Origin of the sequence: Bradyrhizobium sp. CCH5-F6, assembly GCF_001556045.1 — a bacterium.
GTDB lineage: Bacteria > Pseudomonadota > Alphaproteobacteria > Rhizobiales > Xanthobacteraceae > Bradyrhizobium.
Genome location: NZ_LSIC01000115.1, coordinates 1 through 20,813, shown reverse-complemented (window position 1 = coordinate 20,813; position 20,813 = coordinate 1). Strand labels below are relative to the sequence as shown.

The following is a 20,813-nucleotide window of genomic DNA, read 5'->3' as shown; positions in this document are numbered from 1 at the left end:
TTCGGCAGCAACAGGAGACGACCATGATCGCACTGCTGCTTTACCGGACCATTGCAGACCACCTCGTTCCCTGGGCCATGACGTTCGCAACGCGGATGCTCGCGCGCGGCCTCAACGTGCCGGAGCCGCTGGTGCATTCGACCGGCGACTATCTCGTGGCGCAGGTCACGGCCTTCGAGCACGGCGTCGGCAGGAGCCTCTGCTCGTTCCGCCTCGCCCGCCTGCTCCGCGCCCGGTGGCGCGGCCGGCGTTGAGTTCCACCCAGAGCCCACCCAACCAAGGAGACCCAAGATGATCGAAGCATCCACCTTCCTGCGCCGCGCCCTGCTCGCCGACGCAATCTTCAGCGGCATCGCCGCGCTCGGCTTCACCTTCGGTGCAGGCGCGTTCGCGAGGCTGTTCAATCTGCCGGAAACGCTGCTGCTTGAGACCGGCCTGTTCCTGATCGCCTACGGCGCGCTGGTCGGCTGGCTCGCCTCGCGCGCCTCGGTGCCGAGATTGCTCGTCCTGCTGGTCGTCGTCGGCAATGCGGCCTGGACGGTCGGCAGCATCGCATTGCTGCTGTCGGGCGCGGTGTCGCCGAACCTCGCCGGCGAGCTCATGGTCGTGGCGCAGGCGATCGCAACCGGCGTGTTTGCCGAGCTGCAATATGTGGGATTGCGGAAGAGCGGGAGCGTGGTGGCGGCCTGAGACCGCACCACGCGCCATCGTCGCCCGGCTCGGCCGGGCGACGATGATATTCCAGAGACGATCAAACTAGGCGGACAAGCTGCGGCGCGCAGAATTCCCCGCTCCCGGCTCCGTGACACCAGATCAGGAAGCGTCAGCTTGCGCTATGCCCTCGCGCGGCCGACCTTGCCGGCGAAGTGCTTGCCATTCAGCTTCTTCTTTTTCGCTGACCCGCCCTTCGCACCCGCTTTCGCGGCCTTGCGCTCGGTCCGTGCCTTCACCTTGGCGCGTTCGGCCCTTTCCTCGGCGCGCAGCTTCTTGCGCTTCCTTTCGCAGGAGTCGCACTTGCAGCCTATCGGCTTCAGATAGGCTTTGAAATAGTCGGTACCGTAGTCGTAGTTGATCTCGTCGCCCGGCTCGATGTTCTTGATGGCGCGGATATAGACCTTGCGCTCGCGCGGGCGGACGTCCGATTCCGCGTTGGGACGGCAGGAATGGTTGATGTAGCGGGCGAGGTTCTTGCGCACCGAGCCATCGATGGTCCAGCGCCCGTTGAGCTCGAAAAGGTATTTGTTCTCGATCTCCTCGTGCGCGGGAATCCTGGAATCCAGGATCGGTCCGAAATAGCGGATGATCCGGCTGCCCTTCTTGATCGGCTTGGTGGCGAAGAGACCAAGCCCTGTCTTGGAGCGGCCGACGCGATAAGGTTTGTTCGAGGATGTGGCTGGCATGATCAGAAGAACGAGGACGCGAACCAGGCTGGATGAGCCCAAGCGAAGCCGCTCTTCTAGAACGATTCCGCGCCGCTGTCAGGTATGTCGGGCCCCTGTTTGAACCTTGCCCACAATCAAGACGTCTGATGGGGCGGAGTTCCCGCTACCGCAAAGCTTCCAATGGACCATATTACCCGCATAACCATGGCTATCCTGATGGCCTGCATCGGCCTGAACGGCGCCAACGCCCAATCCGTGGTCAGCAGCTACACCTCGACGGCGCCGAAGGACTGCCGCCAAATCGGCAAGCCCAGCGACCTCGACGGCGGCACCACGCGTGTATGCCCGGGCAAGGACGGGCTCGTGGTGCTGATCGCCGAGGATGATCTGCGCGAAATCGTCTCCGTCGGCCGCAATCGCAAGCAAGCGGCGGAGCAACCGGCAGCCGACGTCTGGTTCGCGCCGTTCAACTCATCGGAGAGCACCGTCGAATGGCGCAGTGCGGGGGACAAGCCGTTTGCGATCATCCAGCGCTGGCACATCGCGGACAATGCCGATCCCGACAAGCAGGGACGGCCGAAGACCAAAGCCATGCTGGTCGTGACCCGGCTGCCGCCATGTCCGGTCTGCCACGTCGCCTATGTCGATGCGATCGCCAACCCGAACGCCAACGAGCTCGCGCGCAAAGCCGCGGACGATCTCGCCCGGGGCTTCACGTGCGGCAAGGACGAGGTGAAGATCGTCGGCACGCGCGGCCGCGCCGTCGAGCTCGCGACGATGCGCTAGCCCTTCGACTTGACGCGGCGATAGCGTGCCAGCAGGCGCTCTCCCCTCGCCGCGATACGCCTCGCCGCGGCGACCGTTTTCGGAACTGGTTCACCCCAGGCATGCGCCGACAGCGCGTGCCGGGTCGGCCGCCCTTTCGCATCGACCAGCGGCGGCAGCTTGGCGCGGCCGTAGAAGCGCACGGCCCAGCTTCCCTTTCGCCGCATCTCCTGCGGAGTCATCTCGGATTGCTTCTTGGTGACGCCCGGCCGCAAATGCGCGCCCTGCTTGCGCGCTAACGCCTTGCGGCCGGCCGCGGTGAGCCCACCGCGCGGATCCTTCTCCCGCACCGATGCGCGGCGCTTGCGGGAGGATCTGGCTGTCTTCTTTGCGGTGCGCTTGCGGGTCGTTCTCGCCGATGTCTTCGCCGACCTCTTTGCCTTCGACGATTTCGCCTTCGACGTCTTCTTCGTAGCCATGCGCATGTTGTCCACGAGGTTGGGGTAGCTGCGGCCCGCGCGCCGGGCGCGCGCCTTCGCGGCCGATTTCTGCGCAGGACTGAGATGCTTGGACGCCTTGCCTGCGCGCTTGCGTGGGTTGCTGCGTTTCCACGGGGAGCGGGATGCTTTTGCCATCGGCATCAACGCCTGATGATGGCAGGGGTTGCGTCACCGATCGGATCAAAGGCCCGGCAGCCTGCCTGCCATCGGCGCCGTCAGCATTGCCTCGAACAGGCTTTCGGCAGTGGTCCCCTCGGGCAAGCGATCGAGGATGTCCTCGAGCCGTCCATCGAGCAGCAGCATGGTGAAGCCATGCACTAGCGACCAGGCCCGGGCGATCGCCGCGCCCTGGTTCAGCGTCAGCGCGTCTCCGCTGATCTGTTCCTGCCGCATCGTGCCGACTGCATTCGCAAGTCCGGCGAACGAAGCTTCGGCGGCCTCGTGCAGCGAGGGCCGCGAATAGTCGAGCCGTTCGGTTTGGAACATGATCCCGTACATGCCGGGATGGGCCTGCGCATAGGCGACATAGGCTTTCGGCCGCGCCAGCGCCCGCTCGAGCGGCGTGGAGGCGGCCGCGCACGAGGAGGCCATCGCCGCGTTGAACTGACGAAAACCGACGGCTGCGAGCTCGCTGAGCAGGCCGGTCAGATCGCCGAAATGATGGGTGGGTGCGGCGTGCGAGACGCCGGCTTCGCGTGCCACCGCGCGCAATGTGAGCCCGGACAGCCCGTCGCGTTCCAGCACCCGTTCGGCGGCCTGGAGCAGTGCCTCGCGCAAGGCGCCGTGGTGATAGGGTGCCTCGGTCTTCGCACTGGCCGGACGGCGCGCGGGACGAGTCCGCATCCCCCCCGACGACAATGACTTTCGCGGCGTGCGCGCGCCGCGCGCGGATTCGGTCCCGGTTTCGCTCTTGCCCATGGGAGAAGCTATAGAGCGCAATATTGACAGTGTAAAGATTTCACTTGACCGCAACGGCCATCGGCGCTATGTGATCTTTACGATGTAAAGATAGGGAGGGATAGCCGTGCAGCAGGACGCGATCGCCGAGCGCCGCAACAATATCGCGCCGATCCCGTTCGAGGCCGACGCGCCTTTCCTGAAGATCGTCGGCGAATTGCCGCGCGAATTGAACGGCACGCTCTATCGCAACGGTCCCAATCCGCAGTTCGATTCTCCCGGCGCGCACTGGTTCGTGGGCGACGGCATGCTGCACGCCTTCCACCTCGAGAACGGACGCGCGAGCTACCGCAACCGCTGGGTCCGCACGCCGAAATGGCTGGCCGAGCACGACGCCGGCCGCGCGCTGTTCGGCGGCTTCGGGCGCAAGCTGCCTGATGCACCGGCTGATCTCACCGATGGTGGCGTCGCCAACACCAACATCATCTTCCATGCGGGCAAACTGCTCGCGCTGGAGGAGGCGCACCTGCCGACGGAGATCGAGCCGGGCACGCTGGCGACGCGCGGCTATCACAATTATCAGGGCCGCGTCGCCGGCAGCTTTACCGCTCATCCGAAGGTCGATCCCGTCACGGGCGAGCTGGTGTTCTTCGGCTACAACGCGGCGGGACCGCTGACGTCTGCCCTTTCCTACGGATCGATCGACGCATCCGGCAGGGCGACGCGCTTCGAGCGGTTCGAGGCGCCCTATGCCAGCATGGTGCACGACTTCATCGTCACCGCGAACCATGTGCTGTTCCCGATCCTTCCGATCACCGGCAGCATGGAGCGCGCGATGCGCGGACGGCCGCCCTATGCCTGGGAGCCGGACAAGGGCTCCTATGTCGGCGTGATGAAGCGCAGCGGCACTGCGGAGGACATCGTCTGGTTCCGTGCCGAGGCCTGCTACGTCTTTCACGTCATGAATGCGTGGGAAGACGGTAACCGCATCATCGCCGACGTCATGCAGTTCGAAGAGGCGCCGCTGTTTCCGCATCCGGACGGCCGGCCCACCGATCCGGAGAAGTCGCGCGCCCGCCACTGCCGCTGGACGTTCGATCTCTCGGGAAATACCGACCGTTTCCAGCAGACCTATCTCGACGATATCACCGGCGAATTCCCCCGCATCGACGATCGCCGTGCCGGGCTGAAGAGCCGTCACGGCTGGTACGCCTGCGCCAATCCGAAACTGCCGATGTTCGGCGCGCTGTCGGGCATCGTGCATGTCGATGGCAGCGGCCGAAGGCTGGGCCATTATCTCCTGCCCGCAGGCGACACCATCTCCGAGCCCGTCTTCGTCGAGCGGTCGAAGGATGCGGCCGAGGGCGACGGGTGGCTGCTGGCGGTGATCTGGCGGGCACGGGAGAACCGCAGCGACCTCGCCGTGTTCAATGCCACCGATATCGAGGTTGGCCCCGTCGCGCTCGTGCAACTCGGGCACCGCGTGCCCGACGGTTTCCACGGCAATTGGGTGGGAGCGGCGTAGCTCTCTATCCGTGATTCCGGGACGCACGGAAGCCGCGAGCCCGCAATGACATCGAACATCTCATCAATGAGGCCTCGCATGTACGTGCCCTCGATCACCGCAGACTCCCTCGCCCTCCTCGTCATGACATGCGCCACGCTCACACCGCAGATGGTCCGGCTGCGGCAGAGCGGGCAACCCAACTTCAATGGCGGCATCCTGCTGTTCGCCGGTTTCCTGATCGCCTGGACGCTGCCGGCTCTCGCCCGCCTCCCCTGGAGTGAAATCGCGGAAGAAGCATCCGAGCAAGGGCTTGCTGCAATTGAACTTTTGCAGGCAGCCTACATCATTTTGACACTGTAAAGATTTTGCTTGACCCGATCTCGGCCCTGAATTACAAATCTTTACATTGTAAAGATTGGCCTGACCGAGGTGGGCAATGGCGATTTTCCTGATCCTCGCGCCCTACGGCGCCTATACGTTCCTGATGCTGGCGACCTCTGCCACGATCAGCGTATTCGCGGCCTCTGCAATCTGCCTCGCCGCCGTCGTCATCGACATCGCGCGCGGCCGCTCGGTGAAGATCCTGGCCGCAGGGTCGGCAATCGTGTTCGCTGCAATCGGACTCTATCTCGCGCTGATCGACCCCGCGCTTGGCACACTCGCCGTCAAGCTGTCGGTCGATGCCGGCATCTTCGTCATCTCGCTCGGCTCCATGCTGGTTCGCCGCCCCTTCACGCTGCAATATGCGCTTGAATCGGTTCCGGCGGAGACCGCGGCCATGCCTGGCTTCCTCCGCGCCAATTACATCATCACGGGGGCCTGGACAGCGGCCGCGCTGTTGATGGGGGCCGCCAACCTCGTGCTGCTCTACGTCCCCGGCCTGCCGCTCTGGTCGAGCCTTGCGGTCGCTTTTGCCGCCCGAAACAGCGCGATTTACTTCACAAAGTGGTATCCTGAATATTGCCAGATCAAGTACGGTACGCCTGCCCGCAATGCCTAGCGCGCGCTGAACAGGATTGACGATGAAGGACGTATTCTCCCGCCTCGCCTCCGACCTCTTCTCCGCCATCCTCTTCCTGGTCGTCTATCTCATCACCGACAACGTCATCCTGGCAACGTCGGTAGCGATCGCCGGCGCGTTCGCGCAAGTGGTCTACGCCCGCATCAAGGGACAGCAGCTCAACTACATGACGTATGCGAGCCTCGCGCTCGTCGTCGGACTGGGCGCGATCACGTTGCTCACCAATGATCCCCGCTTCATGCTGGCAAAGCCCGCGATCGCGCATTTCGCGATCGGCCTCATCATGCTCAAGCGCGGCTGGATGCTGCGCTACATGCCGCCGATCGTCACCGAGACCGTTCCGGAATATGTGACGGCTGCGGGCTATGCCTGGGCGGTGCTGATGTTCGTCATCGGCTTCGGAATGATCGCTGTCGCATCGACCGGCGATCTGAAGCTGTGGGCGTTCTACCTCACGGTGGTCGCAGGCGGCGGCAAGATTCTGGCCTTCGCGCTTCAATACGTCGTTCTGCGCCTGATCGTCACCAGCCGCCGTCGTGCTGCCGCCCGCGCCTAAATGCCCTATCGCGGGGTTAGGCAGGAACCGCAAGTTGGGCTATAGCCTCGCTCAGGACGGGCCGCGGATCGTCGCGGACCGCCGAAATCTGTTCGGGAGACGGGAATGGCCGTAGACGGCAACTGGAATCTGACCATGACCACGCCGATGGGCGAGCGCCAGGCGACGCTGACCCTGTTGAGCTCCGGCGGCACGCTGACGGGCACGCAGGGCGCCGATGGCAACACCGCCGAGATCTTCGACGGCACCATCAGCGGCGACGCCGTCAACTGGAAAGTCTCGATCACCAATCCGATGCCGTTGACGCTCGAGTTCATCGGAAAGGTCTCCGGCGACAGCATGAGCGGCGAGATGGGCATCGGCCCGATGGGCAGCTTCCCGTTCACGGGCACGAAGGCGTAGAGCCGCGTATCAGGCAACCATGCGCATTCTCCGTCTCATCGCGGCAACGGCTCTGTGTGTCGCGACACAGGCGGCGCGCGCGGACGACACCGAACCGGCGTGGCGCGCAAGCGCGCTCGCCATGGTTCCTGCGGGCTATGTCGCTGGCGCCGCCTACCGGACCGAAGGCACGACGGGATATCTCGCCGTATATCCGGCGGCATCGAACGATGCGAAGATACCGGGAAGCGTCTTTGCTGCGCGTCAGGCCCTCGTGGTCACGCTGACGGCGGATAAGGCACGCGCGGTCTCGGCGGAACTGAAGCTGCGCACCGAGCCGCCTCCGAACGGCGATGACACCGATTTCACTGAGCTGCATGCCGAACTCGCCGCCAAGCGCGCAGCCCTGCCCGAAGGCACCGAACCCTGCGCTCTCGGCGCCTGGTCCATCGACAAGGACCCGAACGGCCTCAACGTGCGCGCCGAGCCCTCGGTGAAAGCGCGCGTGCTCGGCACCCTGCCGCCGCCGTACCGGCTGAAGCTGGGCGGCAGCGAGAACACGCCCGACGGCGGCTGGCTCACCGAATTTCGCATCATCGGATTCAAGGACGGCTGGTTCCTGATCGAAGGCGCGCAGCCCCCCGGCAAGGACTATGAGGACGAGAAGAGATATCCGCGCAGCGCGCCGAAGCCCTATGCCGGGCGCGGCTGGGTCGCAGCCAACAAGGTGGGGGCGGCCTATGCCAATGGCGCCACGCGCATGGGCGGGCTGTTCCAGGCCCCCTTCGTCGACGCCAAATGGATGCCCGCCCGGCACGAGCTCGGCGGCCCGATCGAAGTCGACGGCGGTCCCAAGCGGCTCCTCGCCTGTAGCGGATATTGGGGCCTCGTCGAGAGCCATGACGGCGTCCGCGGCTGGTGGCGCGCGCTGTGCTCCAACCAGGTCACGAATTGCAGCTAGGCTAGGGCCGCGGAAGCTTCCGAATTGTCATGGCCCGGCCATCCGCGCCTTGCTCGCAGCACTAAGAACGTGGATGCCCGGGACAAGTCCGGGCATGACGGTCTCCTGCGAAGGTCCATGCAACATCTCTGCGCGCGTGCGCGGCGATGTAAAGCTAGCCCAGGTTCAACTCCTTGAAGAAGTCGTTGCCCTTGTCGTCGATGATGATGAACGCGGGGAAGTCGACGACTTCGATGCGCCAGATCGCTTCCATGCCGAGCTCTGGATATTCGAGCACCTCGACCTTCTTGATGCAGTGCTCGGCGAGATTCGCGGCGGCGCCGCCGATCGAGCCGAGATAGAAGCCGCCGTACTTCTTGCAGGCCTCGCGCACGGCCGGCGCGCGGTTGCCCTTGGCCACCATCACCATCGAGCCGCCGGCGGCCTGGAACTGGTCGACGAAGGAATCCATGCGACCTGCGGTGGTCGGGCCGAATGCGCCGGAGGCGTAGCCTTCGGGAGTCTTGGCGGGGCCGGCATAGTAGACCGGGTGGTTCTTGAAATAGTCCGGCAGCGGCTCGCCCTTCTCCAGCCGCTCGCGCAGCTTGGCATGCGCGCTATCGCGCGCGACGATCATGGTGCCGGTCATCGAGACCCGGGTCTTGATCGGATACTTCGCGAACGTCGCCAGAATGTCCTTCATCGGCTGGTTGAGATCGATCTTGACGACCTCGCCGCCGAGCGACTGCTCGACCTGCGGCAGATATTGCGCCGGATTGTGCTCGAGCTCCTCGAGATAGACGCCGTCCCTGGTGATCTTGCCGAGCACCTGGCGGTCGGCCGAGCAGGACACGCCAAGCCCGATCGGCAGCGAGGCGCCGTGCCTGGGCATGCGGATCACGCGCACGTCGTGGCAGAAATACTTTCCGCCGAACTGCGCGCCGACGCCGAGCGATTGCGTCATCTTGTGGATTTCCTGCTCCATCTCGAGGTCGCGGAAGGCGTTGCCGTCCGGCGAGCCGTGCGTCGGCAGCGCGTCGAGATAGCGGGCCGAAGCGAGCTTCACCGTCTTCATGCAGAGCTCGGCCGAGGTGCCGCCGATCACGATGGCGAGGTGATAGGGCGGGCATGCCGCGGTGCCGAGCGTCAGGATCTTTTCCTTCAGGAAGGCCAGCAGCCGGTCCTTGGTCAGGACGGAGGGCGTGGCCTGGAACAGGAAGCTCTTGTTGGCGGAGCCGCCGCCCTTCGCCATGAACATGAACTTGTAGGCGTCGTCGCCCTCGGCGTAGATCTCGCACTGCGCCGGCATGTTGTTGGCGGTGTTCTTCTCCTCGTACATCGAGAGCGGCGCGACCTGCGAGTAACGCAGGTTGCGGCGGAGATACGCATCGCGCGCGCCTTCCGACAGCGCCGCCTCGTCGTCGCCGTCGGTGATGACGTTGCAGCCCTTCTTGCCCATGATGATCGCGGTGCCGGTGTCCTGGCACATCGGCAGCACGCCGCCGGCCGCGATGTTGGCGTTCTTCAAAAAGTCCAGCGCGACGAACTTGTCGTTCGGGCTGGCCTCGTCGTCCTCCAGGATCGCGCGGAGCTGCTTCAGATGGCCGGGCCGCAGGTAATGGTTGATGTCGCCGAAAGCAGCCTCCGACAGGGTCCGCAGCGCCTCGCGCGACACCACCAGCATCTCCTTGCCGAGGACCTTCTCGACCCTGACACCCTCGGACGAAATCTTCTTGTAGGGCGTCTCGTCCTTGCCCAGCGGGAACAGCGGAGTGTGCTTGTAGGGCGGAACGGGCTTCGACTGGTCGGGAAAGGCGGTGGGAGCGTTCATGGGCGGCTCGTCGGTTGGGGAGCGGAACCCTCGGTTCCGGCGTTAGAGCCGTTCTAAGCATTTTTGCCGCAAAGGGAAGTGAGCGGATCGCATGAAAGGGAGTTGCCGGCCAATCCGCCGGGAGACAGACGCAAGCGCTCCGCTCAGAGATCTCGGGACTACGCGCCGTGAAATACCGCAGTGACGACAACTCGTGCGCGTACCGCGTCGACTTCATAGACGACGACATAGGGCAACCGTGGCACGACCCACTCAAATGTCGCGGGGTCATGCCCCACGTGCCCCATGAAGGGAAAGGAAGTCGGCAGCTCGATGCTCTGGAGCAGCCGGTCGGTCACCTTACGGGCGGCGGCGGGGCTATCCTGCGAAATCCAGGTGAAGATGCCTTCGAGGTCAGCGACCGCCTGATCATCGAAGATCAGCTCCATCGTGCATCAAGAACCAAAGCGTTCGACGCGCGCACGCACCTCAGCGAGGGAGAGGAGTTTCCGATCCGGATCGGCCCGGCGACGGCGCACCTCGGCAATCTGCTCATCGGTCAGCTGGATTGCCCGCATGTGCTTGACATAGTCGAGCAATGCTCCGGCGGCGGCATCCTGTTCGCCTTCGGAAAGCTGCGCCACCTGACGGATGGCCTCGTCCATGAGCTTGGTCATGCGGGGCAGTATAGCACGTTGCAGGCGAGAGAACAGTCACGCCGCACGTGGAAAGGCCGTTCCCCGCCCTTGCGCTTCGGGCCCGCCGACGCTTGAATGCGCGCACTAAGGGGCTTTTCATCATGACATTGAACTTGAACGTCCGCGGCGCGATCCTGGTCGCCGCCGCCACCGCCGGCCTTGTGGCCCTCGTCTCTCCCGCGCGCGCCGATCGCTGCGACGACAGCGCCAAGGAGCTGGCAAACCAGGTCGATCGCCTCAAGGTGAACTTCCGCGCCGCCAACGTCGTTTACCTGACGCATCCGGCGGCCAAGGAGCTATCCGTGGGTTGCCGCGGCGACAAATATTCCATCGAGCTCTACGCCAAGGGCGATCGCAAGCCCAAGCCGGAGTTCTATGCGCTGGTGGGATCGATGGCCGCGATCGTCTTCACCGTGACGAAGGACGATACCACGACGGGCGCGACACGCTGCCTGAAGCGGATGGGCCTGCTCCGCGGCGACAAGGTCAGCATGCGCTATCGCCGGCTCAACATGGAATGCACCCGCACCAAGACGGAGGCGTCGATCGCGATCACGCGCGGCAAGGACGAATAGAAGCGCTCGCTGTTTCCGCATGACGGTGGAGGGAGCGGCTCTTTTCTCAAATCTTGCGCGCACGGAAGCTGACGACGGCGCATCGATCCGCGCAAATCCCTCGCATTTTAGCGATTGCCTTGAAGGAAATTTCGCTCCTCACAGGCCACGCTCGATTGTTTCCATATGTGAGGATTTGCGAATGAAGGTTTCCACCGTTGCGCCCCCACCGATCGCGATCGTGGTTCCGAACTACGATTCGACCAAGCAGCAAGACGTTCAGACCAAGGTCAAGGACGAGAGTCCGACCTATAAGCCGCAGCCGCCTGCGCCGCTGCCGCCGGGTCAGGGCACGCGGATCGATCAGATCGCCTGACCAGACTTGCCGGCGCCAAAGCGTCCGATCCGGTCGATCGGGCCTTTCGCGCGTCTGGCCGCATCTTTGCCGGATAGCAGCACCATGATTGCCATCCCGGGATCCCGCGCGTGATCGCGCGCTTGCTGTGGCACAAAACGATCTTCGTTTTCCCGACGTCTGGTCAGGGCTGACCACTCTCAAATCGGACCGGCTAGCCGTCGAGCTCGCGATAGCGGCGGAAGATGCCCTGCTCGTTGAAGGGAATGCGTCGCTCGCTTGCGAGATAGGCCTTGATGTTCGGCCGCGCGGCGATGCGGTCGTGCAGGCCGACGAGGCCCGGAACATCCGATTCGAACGCCTTCATGCGCTTCGGGAAGGCATAACGCAGACCATCGACGATCTGGAATAGCGAGAGATCGACGTAAGTCAGGCGGCGACCGGTGACGTAGGTACCGCCGCTCTCGGCGAGAAGCTGCTCGAAATAGCCGAGATATTTCGGCACGCGCTCGTCCCAGAACTCGGCCGTGCGCCTCTTCGCCGGCGCCTTCTGGTCCTCATAATAGAGCGACGGCCCGAGCGGATGATGGGTGTCGTGGATCTCGACGACGAGGTCGGAGATGGTGAGCTGAAGCTGGTGCACCCAGAGCCTGCCGCCTTCCGTCTTCGGCGCGAGGCCGTGGCGGGCGCCGAGGTAGAGCAGGATGTTCGCAGTCTGGCCGATGACGAGCTTACCCGCTTTCAGGAACGGCGGCGCAAAGGGCGGCGTGCCCTTGTGCGCGTCCATCATCTTCATCATCGCAGCCGTCCCGCGCGGGCCGCGCGCGACATCGACGTAGGCGGCCGCCGCCTCCTCCAGCGCCAGCCGCACATATTCGCCGCGGCCCTGGATTTCGGGCCAGTAGTAGAGCTCGTATTTCATGGGAGGGGTCCGTGAACGTGGTGCGACGAAGCCAATGTATCACCCGCCGCAAGGTTCCGTCAGCGTCGCTGCGACGGCTATCGCTAAACCCTCCGTCATTGCGACCGCAGCGGAGTAATCCAGAGACGTTCGGCGGAGGGCTTTCGGATTGCTTCGCTGCGCGCGCGATGACGCAGAGAGATGGGCCCAACGAAAAAGGGCGCCGTGCCTGAGCACGACGCCCTTCCTTGCCAAATCGCTTGCGATCAGTTGGTCTGCTGGATCGCCGACAATTCCCAGCCGGCGCCCGGCCTGCGGGCAAACGTCCAGATCTCGGTGGCCTCGCCCGGCTGCTCGCTGCCGGCAACGACTGCGCCGGTGTTGCGATCGAGCGTCTTGTCGGTGAGCGCGAAGCGCAGCGCCACCGTGGCGTAGTCGGTCTCGCCTTCGCGCCAGGCTTCCGCGAGGTCACCCTGCAGCAGCTTGACGTTGGTCACCTTGTTGACGACGTTGCGCGCACGGTTCTGGGTGAGGTCCTGCTCGAAATAGGAAACCATTTCCGGCGTCGCGAGCGTGTGCAGCTTGGCCACGTCCTCGTTCGACCAGGCGGCCTGAACCTCGCCGAGCAGGCGCTCGAACGCCTCATAGTCGTCCGGCTTGATCTCGAGCGGCGCGTTGTTGGCACCGAAGCCGAAGCCGCCAAGACCACCGGCAAGACCACCGCCGCCAAGACCGCTGCGATAGTTGGTCTGCGGTCCGGGCGCCGGGCCTGAGTCAGCGTTGGCGTTGGCGTTGGCATAAGCCGCCCGTGGGGCGTGACGGCGCTGCCACCACGACATGGCCAGCCGCACCACCAAGACCACCAGCGCGATCTGGATGATCAGGCCGAGGATCGAGGACAGGCCGCCGAGGCCGCCGAACAGGCCGCCGCCGAACAGCATGCCGAGCAGGCCTGCACCGAGGAAGCCGGCCGCCAGGCCGCCCATGAAGCCGCCGGCGCGACCAAAGAGGCCGCCGCGGGCGGGCGCAGCCGCGGCAGAATTCATGCCTGCGCCCGGCTGGGTATAGGTGCGGTTGAACTGCGAGGTCGAGCCCGGCGCCGTCGTGGTCGAAGGAGGCGCCGAATAGGTGCGCGAGCCGCGCGACCCCGACGAGAAGCCACCGCCGGCGCGGGCGTCGGCGGACGAAATCGTCAGCGCGGTCGGCAGCGCAAGCGCCAGCACGACGGCAAGCGTCTTGAAGAGACTGCGGGAGAAAGTCATGTGCGTTTCCCAAATCCCCGGCATGGGGACGTGCGCTTAAGATGGGCAGACTTCCCGAAAAGTGAAGCCGGTTTCGGAAACCGTGGCTGCGGCCCTCAGTCGCGGGGATGTGGCAAAAGCCCATATTTGGCGGGGGCTTGACGGGACGTGGGCGGGAACCGAAGTCGCGGGTTACCGGCGCTCTCGCGAGGATGATTCCGCTTTTTCCTTGTCATTGAGGCTCCTCAGCCCTGCTTCGTCATCGTCTCCTTCACCGCCGCCACGAGCTGGCTGAGCGTGAATGGCTTCGGCAGGAAGTCGAACTGCTGGCCTTCGGGCAGGCTCTTCTCGAACGCGTCCTCGGCATAGCCCGAGACGAAGATGAACTTGATGTCGGGGTTCTTTTCCCGCATCGCCTTCAGCAGCGTGGGGCCGTCCATCTCGGGCATGACGACGTCGGAGACGACGAGATCGATCGCCCCGCTCTGCTCCTCCAGCACCTCCATGGCCTCGACGCCGTTCTCGGCCTCGACCACGGTGTAGCCGCGCGAGCGCAGGCCACGGGCGTTGAGCGCGCGCAGGCCTTCTTCGTCCTCGACCAGCAGAATGGTGCCCTGCCCGGTGAGATCGGTTCGCGGCTTGGTCTCGGCCGGCGCGGCTTCCTTCGCGGCGCCGTTGGCCGCGCTGGCGACGGCCGCGGGCTGCTCGACCTGCGCTTCCTGCTCGGCGTGATGGCGCGGCAGGAAGATATGGAACGATGTGCCCTGCCCCGGCTCGGAATCGACGTAGATGAAACCGCCGGTCTGCTTGACGATGCCGTAGACGGTGGAGAGTCCGAGCCCGGTGCCCTTGCCGACTTCCTTCGTCGAGAAAAACGGCTCGAAGATCTTGTCGCGGATGTCGGCGGGAATGCCTGTGCCGGTGTCGGCGACCTCGATCCGGACGTAATCCGCTGCCGGCATGCCCTTGTAGGCGAGCTTGCCGGCCTCCTCGGTGGCGACGTTGGCGGTGCGGATGATCAGCTTGCCGCCGTCCGGCATGGCGTCGCGCGCGTTCACCGCGAGGTTGACGATCACCTGCTCGAACTGGGAGACGTCGACCTTCACCGGCCAGAGATCGCGGCCGTGGACGAGGTCGAGCTTGACCTTCTCGCCGATCAGGCGGCGCAACAGCATGGTGAGGTCCGACAGCGCGTCGCCGAGATCGAGCACCTGGGGCCGCAGCGTCTGCCGCCGCGAGAACGCCAGCAGCTGCCGCACCAAGGTCGCGGCGCGCGTCGCGTTCTGCTTGATCTGCATGATGTCCTGGAACGACGGGTCGGTCGGCTTGTGCGCATTCAGCAGGAAATCGTTCGCCATCATGATGGCGGAGAGCACGTTGTTGAAGTCGTGGGCGATGCCGCCGGCGAGCTGGCCGACCGTCTCCATCTTCTGCGACTGGTTGATCTGGTTCTCCAGCGCGCGCCGTTCGGTGGTTTCGAGCATGTGCACGATGGCGGCTTCCGCGTCGTTCTCGGCCGAATCGACCGGTGTGACGAAGAACTGGCCCCAGCGCTCCTTGGCCCCTTCCAGCGCCACCTCGACCGGCGCGATGTCGGCCTTGCCTTCGGCGGCCTGGTTGATGGCCGCGATCAAGAGGTGCCGGTCGCGCGAATTGACCGCGCGGAAGATCGACTTGGAGGCGTTGTCCAGCCCCAGGGCCTGTCCGAGCTTGGCATAGCGCGCATTGGCGCGCACGACGTTGCCGGCGCGATCGACGGTCGCGATCGCCATCGGCGTGTGGTCGAAGAAGCGCATGAAGCGCACTTCGGCGGCACGGTCGGGATCGCTGCGCTCATCGCGGGCACGGCTGATCACGAGCGTGCGCGAGGGCCCCGGCGCGCCGTCGGCGCCGAAGGCGAGCTTGTGATAGAGCCGCACCGGCATGGTCTTGCCGCTGCGCATGCGCAGGTCGATGTCGAAGATTTCCGTCTTCACCTCGCCCGGCACCGCCACGATCGAGGTCAGCAGCGAGGCGCCGTCGCCGGAGACGATGTCGGTGAGCTTCAGGCCGCCCGAGCCGATCTCGGCGAGGTCGTAATCGAGCCAGTTCGCCAGCGTCGCGTTCACATAGGCGAGCTCGCCGGCCGGATTGACCGAGAAGAAGCCGCAGGGCGCGTGGTCGAGATATTCGATCGCGTGCTGCAGCTCCTGGAACACGTCCTCCTGGCGCTCGCGGTCGCGCGTGATGTCGGCGATCGACCACACCGCATATTTCGCCTCGCGCTTGCCGGTACCGAGCGGGCGCACCCGCATCCGCAACCAGCGGCCCTGGCTGCCGTCATGGCCGGAGATCCGCACCTCTTCCTGCTGCCGCTTGCCTTCGCGGGCGGCCTTCAGCAGCCGGAACACCGCTTCGGAGACGTCGGGGTTGCCGATGAAGACGCGCTCCACGGGGCGCACGTCCTGCGGGCTGGTGGCGCCGGTCAGGGTCAGATAGGCGGCATTGGAATAAACCACGTGGCCGCGCGCATCGGTGACTGCAAGCCCGTCGAACGAATGATCGGAGATACGGCGAATGATCGGATCATCGAGATTGCGGTCGGCGAAGCGGATGATGCCGGCGGCGAAGGCGAACAGATTGAACAGGCCGACCATCGCCAGCACGGCGAGGATGCCGAGGATGTAGGGCTGCGCCTGCGCGCGCCCGAGCGTCATCAGCCCGATGGCGACCGCAACGAGACCGGCGGCCACCAGCAGCACCAGCGCGATGCTGCCCGAGCGCTGCGACGGCTCGTGCGCCGCAACGGGCTCGCGTGTGAGGTCGTGGTCGGTTTCGACGGTCATATCAAGCTGGCGCAGCCTGTCGGCAGAGAATCAACGCGCTACGGGGCGCATGGGGTCCTCCCTGCCTCAATCGGACCCTGAGGTGCAAGGGCAGCAGGGGCGAAAGGTACGCTGATTCCCAGAATACGGCCATTTCCGGTACCTTTCGGGAGTTTTATCCCCGCCCGGCGCTGAATCCGCGCTTCAGCCGCATGACGTAGCCGATGACCTCGGCGACCGCATGATAGTGCTCGGTCGGGATTTCCTGGTCGATGTCGACGGTGGCATAGAGCGCGCGGGCCAGCGGAACGTTCTCCACGATCGGGATGTCGTGCTCGCGCGCGATCTCCCGGATCTTGAAGGCGAGATTGTCGACGCCCTTGGCGACGCAGATCGGCGCGGTCATGCCGCGCTCATAGGACAGCGCCACGGAATAGTGGGTCGGGTTGGTGATGATCACGGAGGCCTTGGGAACCTCTGCCATCATGCGCTTCTTGGCGCGCTGCTGCCGCAACTGGCGGATCTTCCCCTTGATGTGCGGGTCGCCTTCGGACTGCTTGTACTCTTCCTTGATCTCCTGGAGCGACATCTTCTGCCGCTGGAACCAGCTTCGGTACTGGAAGAAATAATCGGCGATGGCGACGATCGCGAGCGCTGCGACCACCGCGCCGAGCAGATGAATGGTCAGGGTGGTCGTGGCGCCGAGCATGGCGGCCGGATCGAGCCTGACCATCGCCTCCATGCGATGCCGCTCCGGCCACAGGATCATGGTCATGACCGCGCCGAGCAGGACCAGCTTGCCGATGCCTTTGAGGAAATTGGCCGCGGCCTGCTTGCCGAAGATGCGCTTGAAGCCGGCGCCGGGCGATATCTTGTTGAACTTGGGTTTCAGGGATTCGGCCGACCACACCAGGCGGTGCTGGAGCATGTTGCCGGCGATGGCCGCCAGCATCAGCATGAAGAGGGGCACGCCGATCGCCGCGAGAACGGCGAATTCGATCTGCTGCATCAGTGCGATCAGGGCCTTGCCGTCGGTCTTGATCATCCAGGAATTGGCGAGCAGGTTGCGCATCGGCGTCAGCAGGCCGCTGCCGACCGAGCCCGAGAAGGTCGAGACCACGAGCGTGCCGCCCGCCATCATGAACCAGGTGTTGATCTCCTGGCTCTTGGCGACGTCGCCGCGTTCGAGCGCATCGTCGAGGCGCTTTTGCGTCGGGTCTTCTGTTTGACTTTCGGGATCGTTGTCTTCCGCCATCGATCGACCCCTGTCACTTGAGCGGCGTCATCTGGTGCATGACACCGATGAAGTAATCGAGATAGGTGCCCATCATCGCGGTGAGCACCACGGCGAGCACCAGGAAGCCCGCGAAGATCGACAGCGGCACGCCGACGAAATAGACCTGCATCTGCGGCATCAGCCGCGCCAGCACACCCAGCCCGATGTTGAAGACGAGGCCGAACACCAGAAACGGCCCGGAAAGCTGCAAGCCGAGGCGGAACGCTGCGGAGAAGGCGCGCGTCGCCAGCGAGGCGACGTCGCCGCTCGAGACGGTCTCTCCCGGCGCGAAGATCGTGTAGCTGTCGTTCAGCGCTGCTATCACCAGATGATGGCTGTCGGTGGCGAACAGCAACGTCACCCCCAGCATGGTCAGGAAGTTGCCGACCAGCACGCCCTGCTGTCCCTGGGTCGGATCGACCGAGGTGACGAAGCCGAGCCCCATCTGCTGCGCGATCACCGATCCCGCAACCTGGAGCGCCGACAAGGTCACGCGCGCGGTCGCGCCCAGCACGATGCCGATCGCGATCTCATGCAGCATCAGGACCAGCAGCGGCGCGAGCGAGCCCATGTCGACCTGGTAGGCGTTTCGATGCAGGGGCAGGATGATCAGCGTGAGCAGCAGCGCGATCGACAGCTTGATCCGCGTTGGAATGTTGGTCTCGCCGAGCCCAGGCAGCAGCATCACCATCGCGCCCACCCGGGCGAAGGCGAGCATGAAGGAAGCGGCGAGCGCCGGCAGCAGCGAGACGTCGATGCGCATTTACGCATTGTGCCTCAGCCACCGATGATTCGCGACGAGATCCGCAGCATGTGGGCGTGGAGCGAGTCGGCCATGAACGGCAAGGCCAATAGCATCGTGGCGAAGATGGCCAGGATCTTCGGCACGTAGATCAGCGTCTGCTCCTGGATCTGCGTCAGCGCCTGGAACAGCGACACGATGACGCCGACGACCAGGCCGACCACCATCAGCGGCGATGACACGATCACGATCGTCCAGATCGCATCGCGCGCGACGTCGAGGGTCTCGGGTCCAGTCATTTGCAGAATTCCTTGTTCAACTGTCATCCCGCCACCGCGGCGAGGATTGTCCGGTCCCTCCTCGCCATTGCGAGGAGCCCTTGCGACGAAGCAATCCAGACTGCCGCTGCGGAAAGATTCTGGATTGCTTCGCTGCGCTCGCAATGACGTTTGGGGCAAGCGCCAGCGGCCCAAGAATCAGATCGGCATCTTCATGATGTCTTCATACGCCGCGATCACGCGGTCGCGGACCGAGACCAGCGTGGACACCGCGACGTCGGTGTCTGCGACCGCCGTCACGACGTCCATCACGTTGGCCTTTCCGGCGGCCATCGCGACCGTCTGCGCATCGGATTTGCGGCCGGACTCCATGACGCTGCCGACGGCGTCCTTCAGCAGCGAAGCAAAGGATTGCCCGCTCGGCTCGTTGCCCTTGCCGGCGCCGCTGTTCTCCAGCACGCGGGCGAGATTGGCGTAAGCATTGGCGGCGATTGTCGGTGATGCCATGGCTCAAATGTCCTGTTCAGCTCTTGAGGATGTCGAGCGTGCGCTGGATCATCCGGCGCGTCGCACTGATGATGTTGAGATTGGCCTCGTAGGACCGCTGCGCGTCGCGCATGTCGGTCATCTCGACCACCGAATTCACGTTGGGATATTTGACGTTGCCGCTCGCATCCGCCGCCGGATTGTTCGGCTCGTACCTGACGCGGAAGTTGGACTGGTCCGGCTTGATCCTGCCGAGGGTGACGACCTGCGCGTCGAGCGTGCGGTCGAGCGCGGAGGAGAAGGTCGGAACCTTGCGCCGGTAGGGATCGCCGCCGGCAGTCTGCGCCGTCGAATCGGCATTCGCGATGTTTTCCGAGATCACCCGCATCCGCCCGGCCTGCGCGCGCAGTCCGGAGGTGGCGATCGCCATCGAGCGGGCAAAGTCGCTGCTGTCATTCGCCATGATGCACCTCTGGCTCTCCTGGTTCCCCGGTCACGCCTAGCCCTTGCCGATCGCGGTCTTGAGCAGGCGCAGGCTCTTCGAATAGAGCGAGGTGACCGCTGCGTAGTCCATCTGGTTGCTGGCGGCCTTCATCATCTCCTCCTCGAGATTGACGGCATTGCCCGCGGGGCGGGTCTCGAAACCGGCGTCCTTGTTCTGGTCGAACGCGGAGGCCGCGCCGGATGGCGTCATGTGCGAGGCGCTGGTGCGGGTGAGCGTCAGGGGCCCCATCGAGCCCGTGACCGCGCCGCTCTTGTCGAACTTCGGCTCGACCAGGTCGCGCGGCCGGAATTTGGGGGTATCGGAATTGGAGACGTTCTCGGACAGGACGCGCTGGCGCTCCTGGTGCCACTGCATCTTGGTCCGAAGCACCGAAAGCTCCGGGATATCGTTGATGGACATCGTCGCGGCTCCTTCCGCCTCTTGCGGACCCTGACCGTCCGAAGCTAGGCAGAATTTGCCGCCTGTATGGTTAACAGCTGGTTAAGAACGCCGGCCATGCATGTCCCGGGTCGGGACATGATTTCGCCCCCCGTGATTCTACGCGGCGAAAAGCAGCATTAACCCAACCGTTTGGCCGCGCGTGCACAGGGCAAGAAGTCGTTTTGGATCGGGCGATTCATAGGTTATTAAGAGTTGGGGACGGCAAAACTTGCCGTGGAACGTTAAGAAATCGCAGTTTGGGGCATCGTATGCCGGTGGTTGGCGAATCTGACCGCGGGCACGAGAGAAGCGCCATTTGTCGGGGACAAGCATGCAAGGCAGCCCTATCACCTTCATCGTCGCGTTCATCGTCGTTCTGGCGTTGATCGGCGTCGCTGCTTGGCTGGTTCGCCGATTCGCCAGCAGCCGGATCGGCTCCAATACCCAGCGTGGCAGGATGCCCCGCCTCGCCGTGATCGACGCTGCCGCGGTCGACGGCCGGCGCCGGCTGGTGCTGGTCCGGCGCGACAATGTCGAGCACCTGCTGATGATCGGCGGCCCAACGGACATCGTCGTCGAGCCCAATATCGTTCGCGCCGCGCCCAGCCGCGACCAGCTCCCGCAACGTCCGAACGCCGCCGAACCGCCGCGTCTTGCCCCCATGCCCGATGCCGGCGGCTGGGCCGACGAAGCGCCGCGTCCGGAACTGCTCGATCATCCCGAGCCGCATATGCCCGAGCCGCCGCCGCGGCCCGCGCGCCCATCCTTCGCCGACGAGGTGCGCCGCCCGGCCC

27 protein-coding genes are annotated in these 20,813 nt (G+C 64.8%); 12 read left to right on the top strand and 15 right to left on the bottom strand.

The genetic code is table 11. The annotated features are described in order from the left end of the window. Positions 1-23 precede the first annotated feature (23 nt). Positions 24-254: a hypothetical protein gene (locus tag AX729_RS20565; RefSeq protein WP_061026196.1), complete on the top strand. Its 231-nt coding sequence runs from the start codon at positions 24-26 to the stop codon at positions 252-254. A gap of 37 nt (positions 255-291) precedes the next feature. Next, positions 292-690 (top strand): hypothetical protein, encoded by a 399-nt coding sequence (locus tag AX729_RS20560; RefSeq protein WP_061026195.1) that lies wholly within the window; start codon positions 292-294, stop codon positions 688-690. 143 nt (positions 691-833) lie between these two features. Here AX729_RS20560 and AX729_RS20555 read toward each other — a convergent pair whose 3' ends face one another. Continuing rightward, positions 834-1,400 carry an SET domain-containing protein gene (locus AX729_RS20555; RefSeq protein WP_061026230.1) on the bottom strand — a complete coding sequence of 189 codons (567 nt, stop codon included), beginning with the start codon at positions 1,398-1,400 and terminating at the stop codon, positions 834-836. Between the two features lie 162 nt (positions 1,401-1,562). On the opposite strand from AX729_RS20555, the gene AX729_RS20550 reads away from it, so the two are divergent. Continuing rightward, on the top strand, positions 1,563-2,168 hold the full coding sequence (locus AX729_RS20550; RefSeq protein WP_061026194.1) for a hypothetical protein: 606 nt from the start codon (positions 1,563-1,565) through the stop codon (positions 2,166-2,168). On the opposite strand, the gene AX729_RS39790 is transcribed toward AX729_RS20550, so the two are convergent. Continuing rightward, on the bottom strand, positions 2,165-2,782 hold the full coding sequence (locus AX729_RS39790; protein WP_156457094.1) for a DUF6321 domain-containing protein: 618 nt from the start codon (positions 2,780-2,782) through the stop codon (positions 2,165-2,167). The two genes, AX729_RS20550 and AX729_RS39790, sit on opposite strands and share 4 nt — an antisense overlap. A gap of 45 nt (positions 2,783-2,827) precedes the next feature. After that, the gene (locus AX729_RS20535) at positions 2,828-3,565 is read right to left on the bottom strand and encodes a TetR/AcrR family transcriptional regulator (protein WP_061026193.1); all 738 of its coding nucleotides are present in this window, start codon (positions 3,563-3,565) and stop codon (positions 2,828-2,830) included. A 106-nt stretch (positions 3,566-3,671) separates the two neighbouring features. Between AX729_RS20535 and AX729_RS20530 the strand changes: the two genes are divergently transcribed. From AX729_RS20530 to AX729_RS20505, 6 genes are all read left to right on the top strand, one after another. Beyond that, positions 3,672-5,069 (top strand): carotenoid oxygenase family protein, encoded by a 1,398-nt coding sequence (locus tag AX729_RS20530; protein WP_061026192.1) that lies wholly within the window; start codon positions 3,672-3,674, stop codon positions 5,067-5,069. Between the two features lie 78 nt (positions 5,070-5,147). Further along, the gene (locus AX729_RS20525) at positions 5,148-5,411 is read left to right on the top strand and encodes a hypothetical protein (protein ID WP_061026191.1); all 264 of its coding nucleotides are present in this window, start codon (positions 5,148-5,150) and stop codon (positions 5,409-5,411) included. 76 nt (positions 5,412-5,487) lie between these two features. Then, positions 5,488-6,051 carry a DUF3159 domain-containing protein gene (locus tag AX729_RS20520; RefSeq protein WP_061026190.1) on the top strand — a complete coding sequence of 188 codons (564 nt, stop codon included), beginning with the start codon at positions 5,488-5,490 and terminating at the stop codon, positions 6,049-6,051. Positions 6,052-6,073: 22 nt separating this feature from the next. Continuing rightward, a complete protein-coding gene (locus AX729_RS20515; protein ID WP_061026189.1) occupies positions 6,074-6,628 on the top strand; it encodes an inner membrane-spanning protein YciB in 555 nt (184 codons plus the stop codon). A gap of 105 nt (positions 6,629-6,733) precedes the next feature. Next, positions 6,734-7,030 carry a hypothetical protein gene (locus AX729_RS20510; RefSeq protein WP_061026188.1) on the top strand — a complete coding sequence of 99 codons (297 nt, stop codon included), beginning with the start codon at positions 6,734-6,736 and terminating at the stop codon, positions 7,028-7,030. Between the two features lie 19 nt (positions 7,031-7,049). Beyond that, positions 7,050-7,970, top strand: coding sequence for an SH3 domain-containing protein (locus tag AX729_RS20505; RefSeq protein WP_061026187.1), 921 nt, complete (start codon positions 7,050-7,052; stop codon positions 7,968-7,970). Between the two features lie 154 nt (positions 7,971-8,124). Here the strand turns inward: AX729_RS20505 and AX729_RS20500 are convergent, their stop codons facing one another. From AX729_RS20500 to AX729_RS20490, 3 genes are all read right to left on the bottom strand, one after another. Beyond that, positions 8,125-9,780, bottom strand: a complete 1,656-nt coding sequence (locus AX729_RS20500) for a fumarate hydratase (protein ID WP_061026186.1) — start codon at positions 9,778-9,780, stop codon at positions 8,125-8,127. Positions 9,781-9,938: 158 nt separating this feature from the next. After that, a complete protein-coding gene (locus AX729_RS20495; RefSeq protein ID WP_061026185.1) occupies positions 9,939-10,208 on the bottom strand; it encodes a type II toxin-antitoxin system RelE/ParE family toxin in 270 nt (89 codons plus the stop codon). Positions 10,209-10,214: 6 nt separating this feature from the next. Continuing rightward, on the bottom strand, positions 10,215-10,424 hold the full coding sequence (locus AX729_RS20490; RefSeq protein WP_245325295.1) for a hypothetical protein: 210 nt from the start codon (positions 10,422-10,424) through the stop codon (positions 10,215-10,217). A 134-nt stretch (positions 10,425-10,558) separates the two neighbouring features. Here AX729_RS20490 and AX729_RS20485 point away from each other — a divergent pair, with 134 nt between their 5' ends. Continuing rightward, a complete protein-coding gene (locus AX729_RS20485; RefSeq protein ID WP_061026183.1) occupies positions 10,559-11,032 on the top strand; it encodes a hypothetical protein in 474 nt (157 codons plus the stop codon). 181 nt (positions 11,033-11,213) lie between these two features. After that, positions 11,214-11,387 (top strand): hypothetical protein, encoded by a 174-nt coding sequence (locus tag AX729_RS40555; protein ID WP_197433637.1) that lies wholly within the window; start codon positions 11,214-11,216, stop codon positions 11,385-11,387. A gap of 193 nt (positions 11,388-11,580) precedes the next feature. Here the strand turns inward: AX729_RS40555 and AX729_RS20480 are convergent, their stop codons facing one another. From AX729_RS20480 to flgB, 9 genes are all read right to left on the bottom strand, one after another. Next, entirely contained in the window at positions 11,581-12,288 is a 708-nt protein-coding gene (locus AX729_RS20480; RefSeq protein WP_061026182.1) for a glutathione S-transferase, read from the bottom strand. 245 nt (positions 12,289-12,533) lie between these two features. Next, the gene (locus tag AX729_RS20475) at positions 12,534-13,553 is read right to left on the bottom strand and encodes a Tim44 domain-containing protein (RefSeq protein ID WP_061026181.1); all 1,020 of its coding nucleotides are present in this window, start codon (positions 13,551-13,553) and stop codon (positions 12,534-12,536) included. Between the two features lie 200 nt (positions 13,554-13,753). Beyond that, positions 13,754-16,333: a cell cycle histidine kinase CckA gene (gene cckA / locus AX729_RS20470; RefSeq protein WP_061026180.1), complete on the bottom strand. Its 2,580-nt coding sequence runs from the start codon at positions 16,331-16,333 to the stop codon at positions 13,754-13,756. A 154-nt stretch (positions 16,334-16,487) separates the two neighbouring features. Further along, entirely contained in the window at positions 16,488-17,567 is a 1,080-nt protein-coding gene (flhB, locus tag AX729_RS20465) for a flagellar biosynthesis protein FlhB (protein ID WP_061026179.1), read from the bottom strand. Positions 17,568-17,580: 13 nt separating this feature from the next. Continuing rightward, positions 17,581-18,351, bottom strand: a complete 771-nt coding sequence (fliR, locus tag AX729_RS20460) for a flagellar biosynthetic protein FliR (RefSeq protein WP_061026178.1) — start codon at positions 18,349-18,351, stop codon at positions 17,581-17,583. A 14-nt stretch (positions 18,352-18,365) separates the two neighbouring features. Then, positions 18,366-18,629, bottom strand: coding sequence for a flagellar biosynthesis protein FliQ (gene fliQ / locus AX729_RS20455; RefSeq protein WP_011088555.1), 264 nt, complete (start codon positions 18,627-18,629; stop codon positions 18,366-18,368). A 177-nt stretch (positions 18,630-18,806) separates the two neighbouring features. Beyond that, a complete protein-coding gene (gene fliE, locus AX729_RS20450) occupies positions 18,807-19,115 on the bottom strand; it encodes a flagellar hook-basal body complex protein FliE (protein WP_061026177.1) in 309 nt (102 codons plus the stop codon). Between the two features lie 16 nt (positions 19,116-19,131). Beyond that, positions 19,132-19,557 carry a flagellar basal body rod protein FlgC gene (gene flgC / locus AX729_RS20445; protein ID WP_061026176.1) on the bottom strand — a complete coding sequence of 142 codons (426 nt, stop codon included), beginning with the start codon at positions 19,555-19,557 and terminating at the stop codon, positions 19,132-19,134. A 36-nt stretch (positions 19,558-19,593) separates the two neighbouring features. Beyond that, positions 19,594-19,998 carry a flagellar basal body rod protein FlgB gene (flgB, locus tag AX729_RS20440; protein ID WP_061026175.1) on the bottom strand — a complete coding sequence of 135 codons (405 nt, stop codon included), beginning with the start codon at positions 19,996-19,998 and terminating at the stop codon, positions 19,594-19,596. Between the two features lie 352 nt (positions 19,999-20,350). Between flgB and AX729_RS20435 the strand changes: the two genes are divergently transcribed. After that, on the top strand, positions 20,351-20,813 hold a 463-nt coding region (locus AX729_RS20435), incomplete at its 3' end, for a flagellar biosynthetic protein FliO (protein ID WP_197433636.1).

Coding starts and splice junctions, on each gene's coding strand:
- AX729_RS20565 (WP_061026196.1), top strand. CDS start 24: ATGATCGCACTGCTGCTTTACCGGACCATTGCAGACCACCTCGTTCCC.
- AX729_RS20560 (WP_061026195.1), top strand. CDS start 292: ATGATCGAAGCATCCACCTTCCTGCGCCGCGCCCTGCTCGCCGACGCA.
- AX729_RS20555 (WP_061026230.1), bottom strand. CDS start 1,400: ATGCCAGCCACATCCTCGAACAAACCTTATCGCGTCGGCCGCTCCAAG.
- AX729_RS20550 (WP_061026194.1), top strand. CDS start 1,563: ATGGACCATATTACCCGCATAACCATGGCTATCCTGATGGCCTGCATC.
- AX729_RS39790 (WP_156457094.1), bottom strand. CDS start 2,782: ATGGCAAAAGCATCCCGCTCCCCGTGGAAACGCAGCAACCCACGCAAG.
- AX729_RS20535 (WP_061026193.1), bottom strand. CDS start 3,565: ATGGGCAAGAGCGAAACCGGGACCGAATCCGCGCGCGGCGCGCGCACG.
- AX729_RS20525 (WP_061026191.1), top strand. CDS start 5,148: ATGTACGTGCCCTCGATCACCGCAGACTCCCTCGCCCTCCTCGTCATG.
- AX729_RS20520 (WP_061026190.1), top strand. CDS start 5,488: ATGGCGATTTTCCTGATCCTCGCGCCCTACGGCGCCTATACGTTCCTG.
- AX729_RS20515 (WP_061026189.1), top strand. CDS start 6,074: ATGAAGGACGTATTCTCCCGCCTCGCCTCCGACCTCTTCTCCGCCATC.
- AX729_RS20510 (WP_061026188.1), top strand. CDS start 6,734: ATGGCCGTAGACGGCAACTGGAATCTGACCATGACCACGCCGATGGGC.
- AX729_RS20505 (WP_061026187.1), top strand. CDS start 7,050: ATGCGCATTCTCCGTCTCATCGCGGCAACGGCTCTGTGTGTCGCGACA.
- AX729_RS20500 (WP_061026186.1), bottom strand. CDS start 9,780: ATGAACGCTCCCACCGCCTTTCCCGACCAGTCGAAGCCCGTTCCGCCC.
- AX729_RS20495 (WP_061026185.1), bottom strand. CDS start 10,208: ATGGAGCTGATCTTCGATGATCAGGCGGTCGCTGACCTCGAAGGCATC.
- AX729_RS20490 (WP_245325295.1), bottom strand. CDS start 10,424: ATGGACGAGGCCATCCGTCAGGTGGCGCAGCTTTCCGAAGGCGAACAG.
- AX729_RS20485 (WP_061026183.1), top strand. CDS start 10,559: ATGACATTGAACTTGAACGTCCGCGGCGCGATCCTGGTCGCCGCCGCC.
- AX729_RS40555 (WP_197433637.1), top strand. CDS start 11,214: ATGAAGGTTTCCACCGTTGCGCCCCCACCGATCGCGATCGTGGTTCCG.
- AX729_RS20480 (WP_061026182.1), bottom strand. CDS start 12,288: ATGAAATACGAGCTCTACTACTGGCCCGAAATCCAGGGCCGCGGCGAA.
- AX729_RS20475 (WP_061026181.1), bottom strand. CDS start 13,553: ATGCCGGGGATTTGGGAAACGCACATGACTTTCTCCCGCAGTCTCTTC.
- cckA (WP_061026180.1), bottom strand. CDS start 16,333: ATGACCGTCGAAACCGACCACGACCTCACACGCGAGCCCGTTGCGGCG.
- flhB (WP_061026179.1), bottom strand. CDS start 17,567: ATGGCGGAAGACAACGATCCCGAAAGTCAAACAGAAGACCCGACGCAA.
- fliR (WP_061026178.1), bottom strand. CDS start 18,351: ATGCGCATCGACGTCTCGCTGCTGCCGGCGCTCGCCGCTTCCTTCATG.
- fliQ (WP_011088555.1), bottom strand. CDS start 18,629: ATGACTGGACCCGAGACCCTCGACGTCGCGCGCGATGCGATCTGGACG.
- fliE (WP_061026177.1), bottom strand. CDS start 19,115: ATGGCATCACCGACAATCGCCGCCAATGCTTACGCCAATCTCGCCCGC.
- flgC (WP_061026176.1), bottom strand. CDS start 19,557: ATGGCGAATGACAGCAGCGACTTTGCCCGCTCGATGGCGATCGCCACC.
- flgB (WP_061026175.1), bottom strand. CDS start 19,998: ATGTCCATCAACGATATCCCGGAGCTTTCGGTGCTTCGGACCAAGATG.